The 291-nt window shown below is 39.5% G+C and carries 1 protein-coding gene; it reads right to left on the reverse strand.

The genetic code is table 11. From position 1 onward, the window contains the following. Positions 1–291, reverse strand: a 291-nt coding sequence (locus RMT89_RS42225; protein ID WP_315889061.1) for a S26 family signal peptidase, incomplete at both ends; no start/stop codon positions are given.

Consider the following 291-nt stretch of genomic DNA (forward strand, 5'->3'; position numbering starts at 1 on the left):
GTTTTGCTACATCTTGCGGACGCATAGTAATCCTAAATGTATTATTTCCCATCGGCTCAAACTCAGGTGAATCCGTTGGATTGACCGGAGATAGTTTTACATGAAGTACTTCTTGTAAAAAATCGTTGGGTATACTTTGTCCGTTTGTTATCACAATGTAAGCCATTTGTGAGTTTTCCGGTACATACGCAGGACTACCGTTGATGTATAAAATACTTTCTTTAAGGTAAACAGTATCTCCCGGCACAGCCGTACAGCGTTTGATATAGTTATCTGTTTTATCGCGAGGAT

Source organism: Streptomyces sp. P17, from assembly GCF_032436805.1.
In the GTDB taxonomy this organism is placed as follows: domain Bacteria; phylum Actinomycetota; class Actinomycetes; order Streptomycetales; family Streptomycetaceae; genus Streptomyces.